The organism is Paenibacillus rhizovicinus, assembly GCF_010365285.1.
Taxonomy (GTDB): Bacteria; Bacillota; Bacilli; order Paenibacillales; family Paenibacillaceae; genus Paenibacillus_Z; species Paenibacillus_Z rhizovicinus.
This window is the reverse complement of the sequence record NZ_CP048286.1, coordinates 2448708-2469507: the sequence shown is the minus strand read 5'-3', so window position 1 is coordinate 2469507 and position 20800 is coordinate 2448708. Positions and strand designations below refer to the sequence as shown.

Genomic DNA, 20800 nt, shown 5'->3' with positions numbered 1-20800 from the left:
CGCTAATTCCGGGTCCAGGGACGGAGTCCCTGGTGTCCCCTTGAGAGAAGGGGGATTTACCGCTAACGAACCGTACACGTCTTAAACCACCCAAATATCCGCCAAAAACAGGCTAACGAATCCAGCACGCCTTATTGTGGCCAAAACGGCTCATATCAGGGAGAAAAAGCCCAAATAGCGCTGCTGGGGTTCGTTAGCATGCAAAAAACAGAATGTAGGGGCAAATAGCGCCAACTGGATTCGTTAGCATCGGTAACTTTCCATTCAAAGCGACTAGCGTACAACTAATCAAGGCACCAAGCCGCGCAAGAACGCCAACTGAAAGTGTGTCCGCAGGACGAAAACGAGCCCTCCACAAACGCAACTTCGAAGACGGCCCCGCAGCAGGCACGCTAATTCCGGGTCCAGGGACGGAGTCCCTGGTGTCCCCCTTGAGAGAAGGGGGACACCAGGGGGTTGTGAAACGCTTTTGAACTTATTAATAGATGTAAATAAACGCTTTTATCGAGTAAAGAAAATCTATTCCCAAATTAAAAAAATGGACGATTGAGCTCCCAATCAGCTAATCTATGAAAGCGGGAGGTTGGTGCACCAATGTACAAAGCAATCATCGTCGACGACGAAGCAGTCGTACGCGTCGGCCTCAAAAATACGATTAACTGGCAGGAGCACGGCTTCGAATTGACCGGCGACTACGCCAACGGGCGCGATGCCTGGGAAGCGATCGAGCAGGACAAGCCCGACCTGGTCATTTCCGACATCAGCATGCCGTTCATGGACGGCTTGGAGCTGGCCGGACTCATTACCGCCAGCTACCCCTACATCAAAGTCATTATTCTCACCGGCTACGACGAGTTCGAATACGCCCAGCAGGCGCTGCGCCTGAAGGTGTCGGATTTCGTGCTGAAGCCGATTACCGCGCGCGAAATCCGTCAGCTGCTGGACAAGGTCCGCAGCGAAATGGACGAGGAACGCCAGCGCCGCGAAGACCTCAGCCGGCTGCAAAGCCAGCTGAAACAGAGCTTCCCGATCCTGAAGGAGCGGTTCCTGGAGCGGCTCGTCGCCGTCGGTCTCGGCCGCGCGGAGATCGAAGACCGCTTCGCTTATTTCGGCCTTGCCCCGCTTGCCGCGGGATCGGTTGCCGTCGTCGCCGACATCGACGATTTCGGCGACCGCGAGCTGCTTTCTTATGAGCATGACGTTGAATTTTTGCGGTTCGCCGCTTTTGATATTTTCGAAGAGATCGCCGAACGGGACCGAACGATCGTGTTCCGCACCCGCGAGGAGCGGATGGTCGCGATCATCACCGGCGAAGGCGATGAGAACGACATTTACGAAACCGCTTTCCGGTACGCGGAGGAAGTGCGCCACCATATCGAGAAGTTTCTCAGCTTCACCGTGACCATCGGCGTCGGCCGGATCGTGCAGTCCGCCGAGCTGCTGCCCGGCTCCTATAAAGGCGCGCTGTCCGCGCTGGACTACCGGTTTCTGCACGGCAAGAACCGGGTGCTCAGCATCCTCGATCTGGAGGGACAGCCGGAAGCGGCGTCCTTGCCGAACCTGTCATGGGACCGCAAGCTGGTCTCCACGGTCAAGACGGGCTCGATCCGCGAAGCGCAGGACTTAATCGAGCATGGCATCGCGGAGCTGAAGAAGTCGCGCGTGCCGATCGAGACATGCTTCCTGCAAATGCAGAAGGTCGTGCTTTCGCTCATGAACGCCATTCAGGAGGTCGTTCCGCATGACCGCGAAGGATCGATCGACAGCCAGATGATGCTGATGGAAGTGTACCGGTTCAAGACGCTGGACGAAATCGAGGCGTGGCTCAAGCAGGTCGTAAGCGCCGTCATGACGGAAATCGCCGACAACCGGAACCATTTTACGAATACGCAGATTCACCGGGCGATCGAATACATCGAGACCAATTATGCCAACGATAAAATGTCGCTGCAGGAGCTGTGCCGCCACGTGCTTATGAGCAGCAGCTATTTCAGCCTCGTGTTCAAGCAGAATACGGGCGAGACGTTCGTCGAGTATCTGACCGGTGTCCGCATTGCCAAGGCGAAGGAGCTGCTGCAGTCGACGGGCATGAAGTTTTACGAGATTGCCGAGCAGGTCGGGTACGCCGATCCGAATTATTTCAGCATCCTGTTCAAGAAACGCGTCGGCATGACGCCGAAAGACTATCGCGACAGACTCGCAAAGGAGAGCGGAACCTGATATGCCGAGAGAACGCCTGCTTCGCCTGCCGCTTTTTCCGCTGAAGAGCATCCGTTCGAGCATTTCGTTCGCCTTCTCGTGCGTCATCCTGGCGGCCATCGTCTCGATCAGCCTCATCAGCTACCAGCTGTCCGTCGGCGCGGTCGAGAAGAATTCGCAGGGGTATATCGAGGAAATCATCAAGCAAGTGAACACGAATATCCAGTCTTACGTCGACAACATGGAGAATATCTCCCTGCTTGCGATGACGAGCAAAGACGTGAAATATTATATTTCGGACAACAGCTTCATCAGCGCCGAAGAGCGCCGTCCGTACGAGAAACGCATTTCCGACCTGTTCCAGGCCATTCTCTATACGAGGCAGGACATCGCCAATATCATGGTATTCGGCTATAACGGACGGTTCGTCTCCGACCGGCGCATCACCGACCTGAACCCGAACGTGAACATTACGCAGCAGGCGTGGTATCAGGATGCGAAAGCCGCCGGCGGCAAATCGGTCATCTCCGCGCCGCATGTGCAGAATATCATTCAGAACGAGTACCGCTGGGTCGTTTCGCTCAGCCGCGAGCTGAAGAGCACGGACGGCATTACGGCGGAAGGCGTGTTCCTCGTCGACTTGAACCTGAGCGTCATCAACGACTTGGCGAGCAACATCAACCTCGGCAAGCGCGGGTACGTCTTCATCGTCGACCAGAAAGGGAACATCGTCTATCATCCGCAGCAGCAGCTCATCAACAGCAATTTGCGCGGGGAGCTCATACCGGAGGTGACGGCGGCGAAGAGCGGCACGTCCTTCATCGCGAACGACGCCAACGGCAAGCGCATCTATTCTATTCAAGACACGAGCTTCGGGTGGAAAATCGTCGGCGTCGCTTATACGGACGATCTGATCGCGAGCAAGAGCTCGCTTCGTAACTCCATCCTGCTGTACGCGCTGTGCGGGCTGGCGATTTCGCTGCTCATCTCGTTCTGGCTGTCCCACCGCCTATCCCGGCCGATCCGGGACTTGCAGTCGGATATGAAGCTTGTCGAGCGCGGGAATTTCGACATCCAGACCGAGATTCGCCAGATGAATGAAATCGGCCAGCTCGGCCGCAATTTCAACATGATGGTCGGCCGCATCAAGATGCTCATGAACGAAATCATCCAGAACCAGGAGAGCAAGCGGAAGAGCGAGCTGCAGCTGCTGCAGGCGCAGATCAATCCGCATTTTCTGTACAACACGCTTGATTCCATCGTGTGGATGGCGGAGCAGAAGCAGCATGAGGAAGTCGTCCTGATGACGTCCGCGCTGGCCAAGCTGTTCCGGGCGAGCATTACGAAGGATCAGGAAATCGTTCCGATTCGCGTGGAATTGGACCATATCACGAATTATTTGCTCATCCAGAAGATGCGCTACGAGAGCCAGCTCGATTACGAGATCGACTTCGCAGAAGACATTTTGCGGAACAAGACGATCAAGCTGCTGCTCCAGCCGTTCGTGGAGAACGCCATCTATCACGGGATTCGCAACAGTCCGGACAAAGGCCTGATTACGATTCGCGGCATGCACCAAGGAGAGAATATCGTGTTCGAGGTCGAAGACAATGGTCAGGGCATGCCGCCTGAGCAGCTGCAGCGGCTGCTCCTTCCCGAAGACGGCGAATCGGGCAAAGGCATTGGCATTCGCAATGTCAATGAACGCATCAAGCTGTATTTCGGCCATGAATACGGCATTCAAATTCGCAGCGAGCTCGAAGTCGGCACATGCGTGACGATTACGATCCCGACACTTTAATCAAAGGAAGAAGGAAGAACGCCTTATGCGCAAGCAGCGCCTCACGATTCTGCTCGTTCTCGTGCTTGTGACGGCCGCCGTCTACACGATCTTCTTCTCGAAGCTGATTCTGGTGCCGGATCGAGGAGATAAGACGATCACCGTCATACTGAAGTCGTTGAACGTCCGTTCCGATTATTGGCAGACGATGATTTCCGGCGCCCAGACGGCGGCGAAGGAGCTCGGTGTCGACCTCGACTTGCAGGGGCCGCTGCAGGAATACGATGTCGAGGGACAAATCAAAGCCATTCGGGACGCCATCGCGCGCAAGCCGGATGCGATTGCGGTCGCGCCGGTGGACGATCCGCGCATCCCGGGGCTGCTGAACGAGATTCGTTCGGCCGGCATTTCGCTCGTCGTCATGGAGACGCCGGTGACGCTGGCGGATCCGCCCGTGACGGTCGCGAACGATCATCTGGAGGCCGGCCGGCTTGCCGGGGACGTGGCTGCACGGGCGGCGAAAGGCAGTCCGGCCGTTGCGGTATTCAGCGATTCGATGAAATCGGCGATCTCGATCAAGCGTCTGGAGGGCATCCGGCAGTCGATGAAGGAGCACGGCGGAAGCGTCTCGGGTTTGTATTACAGCGGGGATTCCGAGCAGCTGGCCTATGAATTCACGGTCGCGCTGCTGCGGACGAATCCGCAGGTCAACGCTTTCATTACCTTGAACGAGAGTTCCACGCTCGGCGTTGCCAAAGCGCTCAAGGAAGCGAAGAAGACGGACCGTTATAATTTGGTCGGCTTCGAGAGTTCGATCTACGAGATTCAACTGCTCGAAGAGGGAACCGTAAGCGCTCTCCTCGTCCAGAAACCGTTCAATGTCGGTTATTTGGGCGTCAAGACGGCGATGGGACTGATCAACGGCCATCGGACGGACAAGACGACGAAGATCGGTTCGACCGTCGTCACCCGGGACAACATGAACGAGCCGGAAATCCAGCGGCTGATGTTTCCGTTTACCGTCATTCAATAACTACCGTGCGAACGCGCAAAGGGAGCGTAAATGCCATGGCATATAGAAAAATATTCTCGATCGCCGCCGTTTCGATGCTGCTCGCGCTCCCCGCGATGCTCGCTTCCTGCAGCGGCGAGAAAGGCGGACATGCGGCGCCTCCTCCGGAGAAGACGAGATCGCTGATCCGGTTCGTGGCGTCCGAATACAGCACGGAGACGAAGCCGATCCTCGAGAAGCTGGTCAAAGAGTTCGAGCTGAAGAATCCGCTCATCGATATCGAACTGCAAGTCGCGAACTGGGACATCCTGGATGGCCTCTATACCACGATGATCAGCCAGAATCAGCCGCCGGATCTGCTCAACACGAACGTGTACGCGCATTTTGCCAAGGACGGTTTGCTTAATGATTTGAATGACATCTTGTCGCCCGAGCTGCGCAACAAGCTGTATCCGAATTTGATGAGCATGGATCAGATCGAAGGCCATCAATACGCGATTCCGTACGTCGCTTCGATTCGGAATTTGTACTACAATCGGGATATTTTCGAGAAAGCGGGGATTGCGCAGCCGCCTTCGACCTGGTCGGAGCTCAAAGCAGATGCGCTTAAGATCAAGAAATCCGGCGGAGCGTACGGCTTCGGCGTCGACCTGACCGACAACGAGACGCAGGCGTACTTGTCGTATTTCTTCTTCGGCGCGGGCGGGGGCTGGATCCGGGACGGCAAGTGGATCATCAATTGTCCCGAGAACGTGGAGGGGCTGACGTATTTAAAAGCGCTCTTCGACGCGGGCCTCACCGATCCGGAGCCGACGGTTACGACGAGGGACGAGAAGCAGCGCATTCTCGGCGACGGCAAGCTCGGCATGATGATCTCCGGCGACTATTTCAGCTCCGTCGTGCCGAAGGAGTTTCCGGATTTGCGATGGGGCATGGGAGAGATTCCGGTCAAGGACGGCAGTGCGCCGATCTCGTTCGGCGTCCAGGACGTGCTCGTCTCCTTCAAGACGGATCACACCGACAAGGAAGCGTTGTCGACGTTTCTGGATTTCTTGTACGACGACCCGTCGTATCTGGACATGATCCGGCGCGAAGGCTTCCTGCCGGTCAATTCCCAGGTCGGCTCCGATATGGCGGCGGAAGACGATGACATGAAGGCCAGCCTGCTCGCGCTCACGCGGGCCAAGTTCTACCCCGTGCAGGACGTGGCCTGGCAGGCCGTCATGGACTACGCGCGCAAGCTGGGCGACGCCGTCCTGTACGACAACCTGGCGCCGAAGGCGGCGCTGGACGAGCTGCAGCATTTTGCCGAGAAGCGCAGCAAGCAGTAGAATGGGAATGAGGCGGCGGTATAGCCGGTTCCAGAGTAAGCGTAAGAAGAGTCGGACCGGTCCTCGTTGGGAGGGCCGGTTTTTTCGTTTCTGGTGGATTGAAATGTGTGGGGAGGCGATTGAGCTGGTGCGCACCTTGTGTCATGTACGGCGGAGTTGATCGGATTTGAGCAAAGAGCTGCACCCAGTGCAGTACATGCGGAGAAAAAGGCCGAATGGGAGCAAAGAGCTGCACCCAGTGCAGTATATGCGGAGAAAAAGGCCGAATGGGAGCAAAGAGCTGCACCCCGTGCAGTACATACGTAGGAAAACAGCCGTTACCCCTAGCAAAGCTGTCACCACGACTTGAATTCGGCTCCCCCCCCTCCAAATCCCCGGAATCGCTGCCACCATGACAGGAACTCACTCCACACGGTCCAACTCCCTTTAAAACACCGTCACCACAACAGAAATTCGCCCCTCGCCCCACGACTCGCCCACCTCGGCTGCTCCAACCCACACCACATCCTCCAACAACCCTAAAATCCTTACACAAGAAAATACTAAAGAATTCGTGGAAGATATTCGATTCAGCGAAACCGTTCCACCCTCTATGATGTAAACAAGCGCCGCAGCAGTCTTGCACGGGCGAATCGCTAGGGATTCGGGATTGGCGCCAGTACACACATATTAGGAGGGTACGCTTTATGATGAACAAGAAAAAGTACGCTGCGATGGGCGCGGCGGTATTGCTCGCTTCGGTCTCGCTCGCGGGTTGCGGTTCTAAGGACAACAACTCGAACAACACGGCCTCCACGAACAATGCTTCCACGAATAACGCATCCACGAACAACGGCGGTTCCACGAACGCGACGAACGACGGCAGCACGAACGGCGGCACGAACGCGACAACGCCGGATACGCCTAAACTGACGGGCGACTTCGAAGTGCAATATTTCGTTGGCGGCTACGGGGACAAATGGTGGACGAAGGTCATCGCGGACTTCCAAGCGGCGAACCCCGACCTGCATGTGAAAGCGCTCGGCGGCCCGAAAATCAACGAACAAAACAAACCGCGCTGGATCGGAGGCAACCCGCCGGATTTCGTCTACATCGACGGACCTGAACTGAACGACCGCCAAATGGTCGAAGACGGCCAGCTCGAAGATCTGACGGACTGGATCAAAGACGCGAAGAACGTCGACGGCGACAAAATCCTCGACATGCTGGCGCAGCAGCCGCAGCAGTTCGACGGCAAGATCTACAACATTCCGCTCGTACTGAATTCGTGGGGCATTTTCTGGAACAAAGCGCTCTTCAAGGAGAAAGGCTGGCAGGAGCCGCAAGACTTCCAGCAATTCCTCGACGTCAGCGACAAGATCAAAGCAGCCGGCACGACGCCATTCATCCATACCGGTAAATATCCGTACTACATCAACGGCGCGTTCCTGTATCCGGCGATCGTTTCCGCGAACAACGGCGACTACACCGTGCTTCAGGACATGGCGGCGAACAAAGTCGAAGCGTTCGAGAGCGATGCGGTCAAGACGGCGCTGGGCAAAATCGTAACGCTGCGCGACAAAGGCTTCATCGACAAAGCGTCGATCCAAATCAACCACACCGATTCGCAAATGCTGTTCCTGCAAAATAAAGACGCATTCATCCCGAACGGCCTGTGGCTGCCGAACGAAATGTCCAAAGACATTCCGCAAGGCTTCGACTTCGGCTTCATTCCATCGATCACGCAGGACGCCGGTCAGAAAATCGTAGCGAACACGTCGACGGCAACCGTCGCGATCGCGAAGAACGCGAAGAACAAAGACGCGGCTCATGCCTTCCTGCAATTCGTCTTCTCGAAAGCGCAAGCTTCCCAATGGGCAGAGCTCAGCGGCGCGCCGTCGAACATCAAAGGCGACATCAGCGCTTCCAACGCGCCAAGCTTCGTTAAGGACGCAGCGAAGTACCTGACGGATCCGAACACGATCGTTATCCCGACGATTACGTTCAACGCGGACGTAGACAAAGCGATGCAAGATGCGACGGACGCCCTCACGATCGGCAAGATCGACCCTGCCGGCTGGGTGAAACGCGTAACCGACGTCGTTAAGAAAGTAGCGAAATAAGAACGGCACCAGCCGTTTCGACTGGCAACAAGTAGACAGAAGCGCGAAGGATGGCCGGGCCGCACCGGGTCATCCTTCGCGAATTTACAGGAAGGGCGGTCGCGTCATGGAAGCAGGCAGCGCCAAGTGGCAGAGAAATCTTTTTATCGCTTCGTTCATCATCCCGACATTCGTGTTCTTCTGCATCTTCACCATCTATCCGGTTGCAAAAGGCCTCTATTATTCGATGTTCGATTGGTCCGGCATGGCGCAAACGAAAGATTTCATCGGACTCGACAATTTCAAGGAAATGTTCAAGGATCCTATCGTTTGGCGCTCGATCGGCAACGATTACTTCCTGGTCGTGGGCAAAATCGTCGGCATTATGGTAATCGCCACCTTCTTCGCGGTTGCCTTGACCCGGTTCAACTTCAAGATGGCCGGCTTCTTCCGGTCGATCTTCTTCATTCCGAATGTCATTTCCGTCGTCGTCATCGGCGTCTTGTGGAACTTCATATACAATCCGCAAATCGGCTTCCTGAACGCGTTCCTGTCCTTGTTCACCGACGAGAAAGTTACGATCACCTGGCTCGGCTTCACGAACCATACGATCTGGATGCTGCTTCCTCCGGCCATCTGGGCGGGGATCGGCTTCTACATGATCCTGCTCATCGCGGCCATTCAGAACATCCCGGCCTCCTACTATGAAGCGGCTGACCTGGAAGGCGCGACGCAGTGGAGACAGTTCTGGAGCATTACCGTTCCGCTGATCTGGGAGCAGATGAAAGTGTCCATTCTCAACATCATGATGACGACATTGAACGGCTCGTTCGTGATCGTCTGGATCATGACGGAGGGCGGTCCGGACAACAGCACGCAGGTTATGGGCTCGTACTTGTACCAAATGGCTTTCCGCCAATACCATTTCGGCTTCGGAGCCGCGATCGGCGTACTTATTCTGGTGCTCTCGCTTATTACGACAGTGGTGCTGCAGCGGCTGCTTCGTCATGAGACCGTCGAGCTGAGCTAAGGAGGAACACATCATGATTAACGGCATTCGCAATCCGATCGTCAAATTCGTATTCTACGCCATTCTGATCCTCTGGGGCTTGTCCGTGCTCTACCCGCTCTTGTGGACGCTGCTCGACGCGCTCAAGAATAACGACCAGTTCTTCCGCCATCTGCCCTGGGCGCTTCCGGAAATGCCCCTGCTGTGGTCCAACTTCTCGTACGTATGGGACAAATACAACTTCGATACGTACTTCCTGAACTCCATCGTGATTACGGTCGGCTCGACGCTGCTCGGCCTGCTGCTGGCCGCGACGACCGCGTACGTGCTCGCACGCTACAAATTCCGCGGGAGCGGCGCACTGTACCTGTTGTACATTGCCTCCATGATGGTGCCTTTCATCCTGGCGCTTATCCCGCTGTTCTTCCTGATGAACTCGATGCATCTGATTAATACGAAAATCGGCCTTATACTCGTCTACACGTCCAGCGTGCTGGCGTTCGGCATTTTCGTTCTCGTCGGCTTTTTCAAATCCTTGCCGAAGGAACTCGAAGAAGCGTCGATCATGGACGGGGCCTCGTATTTCGGTACATTCTTCCGAGTGATGCTGCCTTTATCGCAGCCGGGTCTCATCACGGTTGCCATCGTCAACGTGCTGAACATCTGGAACGAGTACATCGTCGGCACGATTCTCATCAACGATCCGAAGCAGTACACGCTGCCGGTCGAAATCGGCGTCATGCAGGCGGAGATGCAGTACCGTACGGAATGGGGACCGCTGTTCGCGGCATTGTTCTTCACGATCGTGCCCGTGCTGCTCGTCTACATCATCTTCCAACGCAAAATCGCCAGCGGCATTACGGCCGGCGCGGTTAAATAATCTCGCGTGCAGCTGTAGCCTGCGTGCTAGCGCAAAGCGACTCCTGTCTGTTTCGATATTCGAAACGGACAGGAGTTTTTTAATGTGACGGCTCTCCACTTGCAGCTTGCGCCGCTTCCCCCTACAATGGACGGTAACAAGCAAACGAAGGAGCCGGACTACTAATGAACCATGAGATTACGATGCATCTATATGAAGATTGGCTGGACACGGTGAAGGAGATTTTCAAAGGCTCCGGCCATCCGCTGCCGAACGACCTGACCCCGGACCAAGTGGCGCTCGCGTATTTCCTGCAGACGGCGCCATCCAAGGAAGAAGCGCTGCGTCAGCGCGAAGCCAACGAGGAGCGGCTGAACGACATCCAGCAGAAGCTGCTGGACAACTTCGAAGCCGTCGTGCTCCCGGATCTGCGCAGCCGTACGGGCTACGCGGGCGAGACATTTGCTTTCAAATGGGTATACAACCAGGGCGAGCATATTATTGAGGAGCGTTCCTCGTATCGGATTCCGTTGTAAGGCGCGTGACGGTACGAGGGTAGCTGGAGTGATTGATTACGTATGAGAGGAATCCGATTCCATCATGTGAGGAATAATGGCAGTTAAGTATATATTAGTATGTGATACTGAATACAGAGCACGGTGAGAGGGACGCCGTTGCTCTGTATTTTTTATTTGTCGAAATCAACGTAAAGTCAACCAGTAATCCCTGAAGTGCATAAAGAGCTGCTTTAACCAGCCCCGTTCGAATAACACAAGATTTCAGTACAAGCAGACAAAGGGCGGGAACGTCCAATATTGCGGGCTGCATTCCCGGCCATGAAAGTGAAGATCAATAATGAGATCCATGAACAGATATTATCAACATAAGGTCAACGTTCTTGGTAGAGGGAGTAAAATTAAAGCTTTTCGAAAACCAAGAGTAAAGCTATAATTAAAGTAAAAATTTTCCGGTTGTGGAGGATAATAATGCCATCAAAACGAGAGATCCTTCAATCTATTTCTTTCGGCCATAGAATAGCAGAAGATGAGAGCCAGGAATTGGCCAATTACTTTGTTGAGACTGACCACTGGAAGAGAATATTTTCTGGTGAAATTGATATTGTGTATGGGCTAAAAGGTACAGGAAAAAGTGCTATATATTCACTGCTCCAAAATAAAAGTTCAGAGTTAATGGATAAAAGGATTAATGTTATTGTAGCTGAGAAGCCAAGAGGTACACCAGCATTTAAAGATATAGTTAATGAGCCACCAACAAGTGAGGCCGAATTTATTACACTTTGGAAGCTTTATTTTCTTTCATTAATTGGTTTTCAAGTAAAAAACATAAAATCGGAAGACTCAAATAGACTTGTTGATTTTCTAGAAGAAGCACGATTGTTACCGAGAGAACTCAACTTAAGAGGCATAATAAAAGCAGCATTTGATTATGCAAAAAAAATTGTAAAGGCTGAATCCTTTGAAGGTGGATTACAGTTTGATCCTAATACTGGAATGCCTGCTGGAGTAAATGGGAAAATAACTCTAAAAGAACCTAGTCATGATCTGACATCACAGGGTTTAGCATCAATTGACCATTTGCTGGAGCTTGCTAATAAAATTATTAAAACAAGTGATTCTAGAATTTGGATATTAATTGATAGGTTAGATGTGGCGTTTGCTGATTCAGCAGAATTAGAGAAAAATGCGTTAAGGGCTTTATTTAAGGTATACCTTGATATGAATGATCTTGAAAATATTTCATTAAAAATATTCCTAAGAAGTGACATTTGGAAGAGAGTGGTTGATGAGGGTTTCCGCGAAAGCAGTCATATTACAAGAAGTTTAACGATTTCATGGAATCCTCAATCACTACTGAATCTTATAATGAAACGATTGTTAAAAAATGATGCTGTTGTTGAGTATCTTGGAATTGATATCGAGAAGATTATGGGGGATATTAACTTACAGCAGGAAACTCTATATAGGATTTTCCCAGCCCAAGTCGATACAGGTCGTAATAAACCAAACACCTTCGATTGGCTTCTGAGTCGGACACGTGACGGTAATGAAGATATCGCGACTGCACCTAGAGAACTAATTCACTTGCTTTCTTCTGTAAGAGAGGTTCAGTTGAAAAAACTAGAAATTGGGGGGAAAGAGCCAGGAGGTAGCTTACTATTTGATGGTGCCTCATTAAAAGAAGCGCTGAACCCTGTATCCAAGGTTCGGTTGGAGCAGACTCTTTATGCTGAGTATCCTCAACATAAGCAGTATCTAGAAAAATTAAATCGAGCAAAAACTGAACAAACTATAGATTCCTTGTCTGTTTTGTGGGAAGTAAATCAAGAAGATTCATATAAAATTGCTACAAAATTAGTTGAGATAGGTTTTTTCAAAAAAACTGTAAGGAATACTTATTGGGTCCCCTTTCTATATCGAAGTGCACTTAATATGGTGCAGGGAAATGCTTGAGAGGAGACTTGGTATTAAGTTTGAGAAATTCCTCAATATATTCTCTAGCTCGAGTGATTGGATTACTTATGGGAAGAATCCAGAGGCTGTGGTCGAGGAGTAAGGACAAAAAACGAATAGCAGTCTGTAATCAATGAATACATCGCTATGCGGTTTGAAACCTTGGCGATGTTTTTTTATACTCTGGAGTCAACATGGAGTCAACACATGAGTCACCAATCGGCTCGTGAATGCCCAACGTCCGGCATGGATGCTGGGAATGTCCCGAAACATTAATAACGCCCTCAACCGCTCCGACCGGAGCGACCATTTGGCTATTCGTTGTCTTGAAATCGACTCGATTATTTTTTAACCACAGGCACCCAAAATTCGCCGTAGAACGTGCCTTCGCCGTTATCTGTGCGATAAGTCGCATTCGGACCGCCAATGTAAGCATAGTCAATGATACGGGCCAAGACTTCGCCAAAAGCACGGTAAGTCAGACGAGGACGACCGCGCCTTCCACTTCGAACTCGCCCATCACGCCGAAGCCGCGCCAAGCCTTGCATCGCGTCGCATCGCACACCCAGCAAGACGAGCTGATCGAGCTGAATAAAATCTTGCTTTTTGAAAATACGAATCCTGTTAATCCGAATCTTTTGGAGCTCGACGATGTGGCGCCTTCGGAGCTGAACCAGCTGATTTCGCTTGCTGCTAGAGATAAGCACTTGCGCTTAACCTATGAGCAGAGTCCTGGCTGGTCGAGGAGTATGACTTTGATACGGACGAGTTTCGTTATTTGCCTGTTGAGATGCTGCGGGACTCGGCAATTTCAATGAAGGAGATGAAATGGTCTGAGTAAGTCGCATCACGGCAAAATGATTTGCCATCTCAATAGGCGGATAGCAGTATGTAAGTTAAAAAAATAGAGCACGACATGGATGCCGTAACTCTGTTTTTGTGTCCGAATTCAACACTTAGTCAATACGAGACTCTTGAGAATACTTTCATGGCGGGTAAAACCGAGCGTACGCTCGCATGTTCTCAACGCGTCTCGGGAATACATTCTCGACGAACTAAATCCGAGTCGCCTCGCCATTGCCTATTGGACCCCCGGCCCTGTCCCAAAATCAAAACCGATTGAAAGAATACGGGATACCTAGCCATAGTCGAGCCCGACTCCTGATCACTTCAGAACAGTGGACATACTTCCATCGAATTTGACTTTGCGCTGAACCTCAATATCATTTTTATACTCGGAATAGACGAACCAGTCTCCGATAACCTGATTGAGTAAATAGTAGGTTTCTTTTTTATATGGGATGACTACTTCTCTTTTGGAAGGATTGGCAGGCTTGAACCGAATTAATGTTCCTGGCTCGGTGAAGCTGCCTTCTTCCGCGTATATCCATCCTTGATCGACAGCGATGATACTGCTATAGCCTTGTGTAAGCTTTTGCGGTGTTCCTCCTGTAAGCTTGACTCGATATATCGGGCCATTCGCGGCATAGGTACCTTTTTCATTAGGCAATTGCCACCACGTGGAATAGTAAATAGAGTCGCCATCTAGATACATTCTTCCATACTTCTCTTTGGTCAACAATTTCTGATTCTTGCCGTCCGTATTCATACGGGTAATGCCATGTTCGCTGACAAAATAAATGACATCGTTCACAATGCTGATCGCGTCTTCGCTGCCTTTGTTGTAATCATAATAATAAAGTTGATCCACTAATAGATTATTTCGTTTTAATTGAATGGGGAACAAGTATTCGTTGCTGAGCAAAGTTAAGCCTTTCCCGTCCAGACGCGAGCGGTACAAGGAGCTTCCTCCATCATCATTAGGCTTTGTAAAGTAAAGGTAGTCTTTATAAACCGTCAATGACTCGAAATGAATGTTACTACTAGCGCTGACGATTATATTTTTCTCTGAACCGTCCAGCTTTCCTCTGAGAATTTGCTTCTTATCCCATGTGATGTAGAATACCCAGCCATCAATGATTCTTAGGATATCCGCATTTTCGTCTCGAATTTTTTTCAATAGGGTATCTTTGGATTGAACATGGTAAAATTCATATCCAACTTTACTTCCCGGAGTAGAGAAATTGATCAGTTCATCATTATTGCCATCACTATCTTCGCTTCCGTCATACTTTATCTTGCGTATGTCCCGTGTATCGTTCATATAACCGCCGGGATTATTAAAATAATAAATCCATCCCTCATTGGATACGCCATACAATGTTTGCTGAGGCATGCTTGATAATGTATCTGACAGTTCGTTCATTGTTGAAGACGAATACTGCAATTGGGATGCATGAACTGTGGATATGCAACTCGAGAAGACAATAGAAAGAGCAATAACGCTTTTTAAGATGACGGACACAGCTGACTTAGGATGGTTGTCCCGGCTCTTATTGTTAAATGCGGTCATATAGTTCCCCTTTTCTTTAGTAGTGTATCGATAAGACCTTTGTTCAATTTACCAATATTTTGACGGTGAGAAAAGGAAAATATGAAGAAGCATCTATTTTGTCTATGAGTTCGATTCAAAGGCTATTGCGGCAGAAGCATGGCAGGTATGCTGCAGCTCTGTTTTTTATGCGCCTGATACAAAAGATATATTATATATAGACATATTAAATATATAATAATATATTGGATGTGATTGGAATTATTTTGATGGGAGTGTATGTCGATGGACTTATCCAATCTTCATCCCGAATGGAAAGTAGAAAAGATCGAGATTGCAACTCTTACAGGCGAGCGTGCTAGAAGCGCGGGTTCAAACGGCAGAATAGGCGATCATGGCAAGAACTGTTCGGTTCGGATCGCTCGAATTACGATTGACGGGGAGACGGGCTTTGGCAACTCCGGCCAGTTGACGGAGGAATTGGCGGAGCGGGTAATCGGCATGAGACTGATCGATCTGTTTGACGAGCAAGGCAGGCTGCTGGAGCCTTATCGCATTCCGCTGGAGTATCCGATTCTGGACTGGCTGGGACGCAGACGGAACACGCCCGTATACAACTTAATCGCTGATCGAGCTTCGGATTCCCCGTTGGTCGTACCTTGCTATGACACTTCGCTTTATTTCGATGATCTGCATTTGCAGTATGAGTTGGACGCGGTAGCCTTGATGAAGGAAGAAGCCGAGCAGGGATTTGCCAAGGGGCATCGGAATTTCAAAATCAAGGTCGGCCGCGGAGGCCGGCATATGCCCCTATGGGAAGGAACGAAACGGGATATCGCAATTATCCATGGTGTCGCTGAGGTTGCAGGGCCAGAGGGGAAGATTATGATTGATGCGAACAATGCGTACAATCTGAATCTGACCAAGGAAGTGCTTGCTGCCGTTGAGGATGTGAATCTCCACTGGATCGAGGAAGCTTTCCACGAAGACGATGCCTTGTATGCCGATCTGAAGTCGTGGCTTCAAGCGCGCGGCCAGCAGGTGCTTATCGCGGATGGAGAGGGACTTGCGTCTCCTCATCTCGTGGACTGGGCGAGAAATGGCTTGGTTGACGTGCTGCAGTACGACATCATCTATCCGGGCTTCACGCATTGGCTGGAGCTTGGCGCCAAGCTCGACCAGTGGGGTCTGCGTTCTGCCCCGCACTGCTACGGCAATGCATATGGCATCTACGCAACGGGACATATCGCAGCGGCGATTCAGAACCTCGAGTTCGTCGAATACGATGAGATCTCCATTGTCGGCATGGATACGTCCGCTTATCGCGTGGAGAACGGTATGCTCCACATTCCGAATAAGGCTGGCTTCGGTTTGGATTTTGACGAGGAGCTATTCGCCAGCCAAGTTCGGGCTAACGGCTGGAGCCGCGGCTAAAGCTGTGGCCGGTCGAATGACAGGTATATGAATAAACGCTCGAACTCATTAACGAAAACATCGCCACGCGGCTCATACGCCCTTGGCGGTGTTTTTTATGCTCCGAAGTCAACACGAGTGTATATAAATATAGGCCGATTCGCCGAAGGAGCGGACTTTGTTTCGTACTCTTGCTGTCTCATTCCATAATCGTATGAACGCTTAAAGGGTTGTGATAACTTAGGGTTACAATAATCCTCTGGAAGGAGCCAGACGCATGATAATACATGTGGAAATCGAACCTAAAATTTTGTATTTCGGCTCGTCCATTGTGCTGATCAGCACGATGAATGTAGATGGAACCCCTAATTTGGCGCCAATGTCGTCAGCTTGGTGGCTGAATCGGTCTTGCATGCTCGGATTAAGCAGTAAATCGCAGACCGCTTTGAACATAATGAGAGAGGGAGAATGTGTGCTGAACTTGCCGTCCATCGACCTGATTTCTGCTATTGAAAGTCTCACGCTGATAACCGGACGAGACCCGGTTCCTGAATCAAAGAAAGCAAGAGGTTATCAATTTGAACCGAACAAATTTGGCAAGTCAAAACTGACTCCCTTACCGTCTCGAGATGTCAAAGCGCCTCGCGTACAAGAATGTCCCGTTCACTTAGAGGCAAAGCTCATAAAGGTACATCCGTTCGAAGAGCCGAGTTCCCTGATTGCATTGGAGGTCCACATCGAGAAAATTCATGTGGATCAGGAATTGACCATGAAAGATCATCCAAATTACATTGATCCGTCCAAATGGAATCCAATGATTATGAACTTCTGTGAATATTTCGGCCTAAGCGAACAGCTGTCTAGATCTCGATTGTCCGCGGTATTTGGGCCAGATGTGACGCAATAGACGACTCTTCCGAACGAAACCTGGAGTGATTGGAACTCATTAACGAAAACATCGCCACGCGGCTCATACGCCCTTGGCGGTGTTTTTTTTCTATGTTTAAAACCGCCGTCGTACGCTAAAACCACCAACAACGCGGTGTCGGGACTAACGCACGTTCATACCCGCAGTGGAATTATATAACGAATCAAGATATTGTACGCATCCATGGCAGGCGATGGTTAACACGGAGCGAACGTATTTGTGATACAATGATTCGGATCAATCGAGAGACTTGTAGATTATAAATCAGGTGCATATATGAATGGAGATATAGAACAATGAGTTTGTTGACAGTGGAGCAATTATCGCATACGTTTGGCGACCGGGTATTGTTTAAGAATGTGTCTTTCCGTTTGCTGGAAGGGGAACGTGTCGGGCTGGTAGGCGCGAATGGCACGGGAAAATCCACGCTGATGAATATTTTGACAGGCAAGCTGTTGAAGGACGAAGGCAAGATGGAATGGACGCCCCGCGTTCGTTACGGCTACTTGGACCAGCATACGAAGCTTGAGGCAGGCAAAACGATCCGGGACGTGTTGAAGGATGCGTTCCTGCCCTTGCTTGTATTGGAAGAAGAGCTTAATGAGATTGCCGGGCAAATGGGCGAAGCCGACCCGGATACGTTGGAACAGCTTCTGGAGCGCATGGGAGAGATTCAAGAGGAGCTTGAAATCGGCGATTTCTATTTGATCGATGTGAAGGTCGATGAGATGGCCAATGGCTTAGGCCTTAACGTAATCGGGCTTGACCGCGAAGTCACGGCGCTAAGCGGCGGACAGCGGACGAAGGTGCTGCTCGCCAAGCTGCTGCTTGAGAAGCCGGGCGTTCTGCTGCTGGATGAGCCGACCAACTACCTGGATGAAGAGCATATTAACTGGCTGACGAATTATTTGCGGAATTATCCGCACGCGCTGATTCTGATTTCTCATGAAACGGGTTTTATGAACCAGGTCGTCGACGTCATCTATCACCTTGAATTTACGAAACTGACCCGATATTCGGCCAATTACGAGAAGTTTCTGGAGATGTCCGAGCTGAACAAAGCGCAGCATATCGACGCCTACGAGAAGCAGAAGGATTATATCAAGAAGCAAGAAGAATTCATTAATAAGAATAAAGCGCGTGCTTCCACCTCGGGACGCGCCAAGAGCCGCGAGAAGCAGCTCGACCGGATCGATCGCATCGACAAGCCGGAGGAAGCGGCCAAGCCGACCTTTAACTTCAAAGAGTCCCGTACAAGCGGCAGGACCGTATTCGAAGCCGTGGGAATGGTCATCGGCTACAGCAAGCCGCTTCTGCCGAAGATGGATATGGTGATCGAACGGGGCGATAAGATTGCCATCGTAGGCTGCAACGGCGTCGGTAAATCCACGCTCCTGAAGTCTATTCTGGGCGTTATTCCTCCGCTGGACGGCAAGACCTATCTCGGCGATTATTTATCTCCCGCTTACTTCGAACAGGAATCCAAAGCGCCGACGATGACTCCGCTGGAGGACGTATGGGATGAATTCTCCTCGATGAACCAGCATGAAGTCCGGGCCGCGCTGGCCCGCTGCGGTCTGAAGAACGAGCATATTACGCGCCCTCTGAATCAGCTCAGCGGGGGCGAGCAGGCGAAGGTTCGTCTTTGCAAGCTGATGATGCGAGAAAGCAACTGGATTTTGTTCGATGAGCCGACGAACCATTTGGACATCGTCGCCAAAGCCGAATTGAAGCGTGCGCTGCAAGCTTATAAAGGTACCGTCGTTCTCGTCTCCCACGAGCCTGATTTCTATGAGGATTGGGTAACGAAAACGTGGGATGTCGAAGCCTGGTCGATGCAGGGCTAGAGGAACTGGATAGATTCAGTGTCAGATACAGAGCGTGGTGATTTTATTGCCACTGCTCTGTTTTTTGTGTGCGCAAGTAATAGAAACGGGTTTTTTACAGAATGTGGATGGCGGTCGTGATATAGTAACAATGATATGCCGGTTGCCGTCGCTTACGCTGACGGTGAGGAAGGAATTTCACGACGGGAGAGATCATTTTGACAAATAAAAGTGAAATTATTCAATCTATAAAACAACAGAATAATCCCATGATCGTAGCTAACAGATTATCCACATTTATCGTACATGCAATAAGAGAAGGCAGTATAAATCTTTATGAAGCCTACTTGTTAAATGGGGAAGTAATCAAATGGTACAGAAAGGGTTATACGCAGCCCGCTTGGAAAAGCCCGGTGCTGGTTTCGAATTGCCTTGCAATTCTAAACCAAAAGTTGTTATCGCATATTTTTGATGGAAATACGGTTACAGAAAACATTTATAAGTTGGGTTTAGAAGCGTACAGACTAAATGATGACAAGCGAAAACATTATATTATGGATAAGTACGCGCTTTTCTTGGAAGCTCAAGATTCACCTGCGTTATTACATGAACTGCAGTCGATTAGAAATAATGCTGACAAGCAAAGTTACGATGATGGACCGTATCATTTTGATGAATTTCCTTTTGAATGCTTTAGTCCTGAGACGATCTTGTTAGAAGGCGGCGGTCATTTATTCGAGAAAACGATACAAGATGAGATTGAGGATCTTATTGTTGAACTTAATTTAACGTAAGAGCTTTCTGGCCTGTTCTACGCGATACCTCTTTGCAGTCCGAGCCGGAGATGTCCCTGATTTCGTTATTAATGAAACGATCCGAGACGAGCGTGCGAATGAATCCTCGGGCAAACGGTAGTTGGAGCAACAACTGAAGTGAAGTCGAGAACAGAGCACGGTGATGCGACATCGCCTTCTCTGTTTTTTGGTTTGGCACTCAATCGCGGGAAATAATCGAGAAGGCAACGGTACCTCAATGATATGATTAGCTCATACAAAAAAATTTCACCTGCCATGTAGAAATCCGCCTTTTGAAATCGACACAAGTACGTAAATCCAATAAGTATGCAATCGATGAGAGGAGCTTGAGCATGCATTTTACGCTGATGTTATTTGAAAGCACGGAGGATTTCGCCGCTCGGCAAAATCCGGAGAAACAGGAGGAATATCGGGCAGGCTGGTCGCATTACGTTCATGCCTTGCGCGATTCCGGGGTTGCGGTCACCGGATTCGGCCTTCATGCGCCCGAGACGGCTGCGACCGTAAAGCGGAGCGACGGCACGATGCATGTACAGGATGGACCTTTTACCGAAACGAAAGAGCAGCTCGGCGGCATATTCGTCATCGACGTACCGGATTTGGATACCGCGCTGGAATGGGCGGCCCGAGCTCCAGTAAACGCCGTTGAGGTCAGGCAAAATCTCCCGGCCATGAAGTAGGCAG

At 50.8% G+C, this 20800-nt stretch carries 15 protein-coding genes; 14 read left to right on the top strand and 1 reads right to left on the bottom strand.

The window, feature by feature from the left end:
- The first annotated feature begins 594 nt into the window (after window positions 1–594).
- The 9 genes from GZH47_RS11235 (at window position 595) to GZH47_RS11195 (ending at window position 12742) form a co-directional block, all read left to right on the top strand.
- A complete protein-coding gene (locus GZH47_RS11235) occupies window positions 595–2220 on the top strand; it encodes a response regulator (protein ID WP_162640169.1) in 1626 nt (541 codons plus the stop codon).
- 1 nt (window position 2221) lies between these two features.
- The gene (locus GZH47_RS11230; protein WP_162640168.1) at window positions 2222–4000 is read left to right on the top strand and encodes a cache domain-containing sensor histidine kinase; all 1779 of its coding nucleotides are present in this window, start codon (window positions 2222–2224) and stop codon (window positions 3998–4000) included.
- A gap of 25 nt (window positions 4001–4025) precedes the next feature.
- Window positions 4026–5012, top strand: coding sequence for a substrate-binding domain-containing protein (locus GZH47_RS11225; RefSeq protein ID WP_162640167.1), 987 nt, complete (start codon window positions 4026–4028; stop codon window positions 5010–5012).
- 35 nt (window positions 5013–5047) lie between these two features.
- Window positions 5048–6322: an extracellular solute-binding protein gene (locus GZH47_RS11220; protein WP_162640166.1), complete on the top strand. Its 1275-nt coding sequence runs from the start codon at window positions 5048–5050 to the stop codon at window positions 6320–6322.
- Window positions 6323–7008: 686 nt separating this feature from the next.
- Complete coding sequence (locus GZH47_RS11215; RefSeq protein WP_192043600.1) at window positions 7009–8424, top strand: ABC transporter substrate-binding protein; 1416 nt, start codon at window positions 7009–7011, stop codon at window positions 8422–8424.
- Between the two features lie 106 nt (window positions 8425–8530).
- On the top strand, window positions 8531–9433 hold the full coding sequence (locus GZH47_RS11210) for a carbohydrate ABC transporter permease (RefSeq protein ID WP_162640165.1): 903 nt from the start codon (window positions 8531–8533) through the stop codon (window positions 9431–9433).
- A 13-nt stretch (window positions 9434–9446) separates the two neighbouring features.
- Window positions 9447–10292, top strand: coding sequence for a carbohydrate ABC transporter permease (locus GZH47_RS11205; protein ID WP_162640164.1), 846 nt, complete (start codon window positions 9447–9449; stop codon window positions 10290–10292).
- Between the two features lie 164 nt (window positions 10293–10456).
- Window positions 10457–10807 carry a hypothetical protein gene (locus tag GZH47_RS11200; protein ID WP_162640163.1) on the top strand — a complete coding sequence of 117 codons (351 nt, stop codon included), beginning with the start codon at window positions 10457–10459 and terminating at the stop codon, window positions 10805–10807.
- A 450-nt stretch (window positions 10808–11257) separates the two neighbouring features.
- On the top strand, window positions 11258–12742 hold the full coding sequence (locus GZH47_RS11195) for a P-loop ATPase, Sll1717 family (protein ID WP_162640162.1): 1485 nt from the start codon (window positions 11258–11260) through the stop codon (window positions 12740–12742).
- Window positions 12743–13907: 1165 nt separating this feature from the next.
- On the opposite strand, the gene GZH47_RS11190 is transcribed toward GZH47_RS11195, so the two are convergent.
- The gene (locus tag GZH47_RS11190) at window positions 13908–15155 is read right to left on the bottom strand and encodes a DUF5050 domain-containing protein (RefSeq protein WP_162640161.1); all 1248 of its coding nucleotides are present in this window, start codon (window positions 15153–15155) and stop codon (window positions 13908–13910) included.
- Window positions 15156–15419: 264 nt separating this feature from the next.
- Here GZH47_RS11190 and GZH47_RS11185 point away from each other — a divergent pair, with 264 nt between their 5' ends.
- The 5 genes from GZH47_RS11185 (at window position 15420) to GZH47_RS11165 (ending at window position 20796) form a co-directional block, all read left to right on the top strand.
- Window positions 15420–16568 (top strand): enolase C-terminal domain-like protein, encoded by a 1149-nt coding sequence (locus GZH47_RS11185; protein ID WP_162640160.1) that lies wholly within the window; start codon window positions 15420–15422, stop codon window positions 16566–16568.
- A gap of 262 nt (window positions 16569–16830) precedes the next feature.
- Window positions 16831–17454: a flavin reductase family protein gene (locus GZH47_RS11180; RefSeq protein ID WP_162645185.1), complete on the top strand. Its 624-nt coding sequence runs from the start codon at window positions 16831–16833 to the stop codon at window positions 17452–17454.
- Window positions 17455–17771: 317 nt separating this feature from the next.
- Window positions 17772–19322: an ABC-F family ATP-binding cassette domain-containing protein gene (locus GZH47_RS11175; RefSeq protein WP_162640159.1), complete on the top strand. Its 1551-nt coding sequence runs from the start codon at window positions 17772–17774 to the stop codon at window positions 19320–19322.
- Window positions 19323–19519: 197 nt separating this feature from the next.
- Window positions 19520–20095, top strand: coding sequence for a hypothetical protein (locus GZH47_RS11170; protein WP_162640158.1), 576 nt, complete (start codon window positions 19520–19522; stop codon window positions 20093–20095).
- 353 nt (window positions 20096–20448) lie between these two features.
- Window positions 20449–20796 (top strand): YciI family protein, encoded by a 348-nt coding sequence (locus GZH47_RS11165; RefSeq protein ID WP_162640157.1) that lies wholly within the window; start codon window positions 20449–20451, stop codon window positions 20794–20796.
- Window positions 20797–20800: the final 4 nt, after the last annotated feature.

Bases quoted from the DNA above. Each gene is read 5' to 3' on its own strand.
- GZH47_RS11235 (WP_162640169.1), top strand. From the start codon at position 595: ATGTACAAAGCAATCATCGTCGACGACGAAGCAGTCGTACGCGTCGGC.
- GZH47_RS11230 (WP_162640168.1), top strand. From the start codon at position 2,222: ATGCCGAGAGAACGCCTGCTTCGCCTGCCGCTTTTTCCGCTGAAGAGC.
- GZH47_RS11225 (WP_162640167.1), top strand. From the start codon at position 4,026: ATGCGCAAGCAGCGCCTCACGATTCTGCTCGTTCTCGTGCTTGTGACG.
- GZH47_RS11220 (WP_162640166.1), top strand. From the start codon at position 5,048: ATGGCATATAGAAAAATATTCTCGATCGCCGCCGTTTCGATGCTGCTC.
- GZH47_RS11215 (WP_192043600.1), top strand. From the start codon at position 7,009: ATGATGAACAAGAAAAAGTACGCTGCGATGGGCGCGGCGGTATTGCTC.
- GZH47_RS11210 (WP_162640165.1), top strand. From the start codon at position 8,531: ATGGAAGCAGGCAGCGCCAAGTGGCAGAGAAATCTTTTTATCGCTTCG.
- GZH47_RS11205 (WP_162640164.1), top strand. From the start codon at position 9,447: ATGATTAACGGCATTCGCAATCCGATCGTCAAATTCGTATTCTACGCC.
- GZH47_RS11200 (WP_162640163.1), top strand. From the start codon at position 10,457: ATGAACCATGAGATTACGATGCATCTATATGAAGATTGGCTGGACACG.
- GZH47_RS11195 (WP_162640162.1), top strand. From the start codon at position 11,258: ATGCCATCAAAACGAGAGATCCTTCAATCTATTTCTTTCGGCCATAGA.
- GZH47_RS11190 (WP_162640161.1), bottom strand. From the start codon at position 15,155: ATGACCGCATTTAACAATAAGAGCCGGGACAACCATCCTAAGTCAGCT.
- GZH47_RS11185 (WP_162640160.1), top strand. From the start codon at position 15,420: ATGGACTTATCCAATCTTCATCCCGAATGGAAAGTAGAAAAGATCGAG.
- GZH47_RS11175 (WP_162640159.1), top strand. From the start codon at position 17,772: ATGAGTTTGTTGACAGTGGAGCAATTATCGCATACGTTTGGCGACCGG.
- GZH47_RS11165 (WP_162640157.1), top strand. From the start codon at position 20,449: ATGCATTTTACGCTGATGTTATTTGAAAGCACGGAGGATTTCGCCGCT.